Source organism: Kitasatospora sp. NPDC057692, from assembly GCF_042799475.1.
In the GTDB taxonomy this organism is placed as follows: Bacteria; Actinomycetota; Actinomycetes; order Streptomycetales; family Streptomycetaceae; genus Kitasatospora.
Window position 1 is genome coordinate 1 of the sequence record NZ_JBHVIV010000207.1, and the last position, 1,183, is coordinate 1,183.

Genomic DNA, 1,183 nt, shown 5'->3' on the forward strand with positions numbered 1-1,183 from the left:
GGTAATAGAACGAGTGTCACTGATCGAATCATGGCGATTTTCGATTGGGAAAACGCTTTTTATAAAAATGAAGCGGAAAACTTTTTGCAAAAAGTCATTCATATGATCCATGATTTTGATTTAAATACTGATTTGGCGACCATCGCCAAACACATGTCACTCAGCGCGGTATACAGAACATTAATGACTGACGTGGAAATAAAAGAGGAAGTCATTCAGGATAAAGTACCAGTCAAGAAAAAAAAGCCGGCGGAAGAGGATGATATTCTTGGCCTGAATGAATCAGAGCAAGAGGAAGTAGAGTACGAAATTAGAGAGCGTACAGTCAAAAATAAAGTATTGAGCGCAAGGGCAGCCCTTCATATGGAGCGTTTTTTCGGTAAAAGTCAGTTAACAGAGGATGAAATCGAATCATTGACCGATGAAAGCCAAGCCGATCCTGTTCTGATGCTTGTAAAAAGTATGAAAACACAGCTAGAAAAGTTGATTTATTCAGAACTTGGTGAGCTCCTTGAAGATGATCCTGACGGTCTCGATCTGCTTGAGGTATTAGAACGAGGAGAAAGCGTTATTTTCTCGTTCAATAGCAACATTTATTCCGAGTTTATCAAGCGGTTTGCAAGGTTTGTTATTGCTGATTTAGCATTCAGTGTCACAACTAGATACGCTCAGGACGTGCAGAAAGGCGCTCTCGGCATTTTTGATGAGTTTGGGGCCTATGGGTCTGAAACAATCGTACACATCCTTGCGCGGGCTCGTAGTGCTGAATTTGGGGCAGCTATTGGGATACAGTCGCTAGGAGATTTAGTCATCAATGGACAGGACATTTCAAAGCAAGTAATTGATAACTGTAATACGTTCTTTTTTGGCCGAAGTAACGAGGCTGAATCCGCAGAAACAGTGGCTTCTATAATCGGTACTTATAATGACGTGGATCTGACCACACAGACGGAAAATATCGGCGGCCCATTAAAAAGAATTGAGTTTAAAGCGGAAAAAGGAACAAGCCGGAAGGTAAAAAAATTCTATGTTCATCCAGACGAAATAAAGGACTTAGAAACAGGGGTTTTTGTAGTTGTCAGAAAGGCAGCGAGGGGGCTAAAACCTGTTGAAAGGCGCAAAATCATTTATTTTCGCAATCCAATGAATGGGTTGAACGAAAAAAAAGAGTCTCTTTCTGATC

General features: G+C 41.0%; 1 protein-coding gene. It reads left to right on the forward strand.

Annotation, left to right across the window (positions count from 1 at the left end; all coding sequences use genetic code 11):
* Positions 1-30: 30 nt before the first annotated feature.
* A partial coding sequence (locus ACFVFS_RS40835; protein WP_380630189.1) for a TraM recognition domain-containing protein occupies positions 31-1,183 on the forward strand: 1,153 nt, incomplete at its 3' end.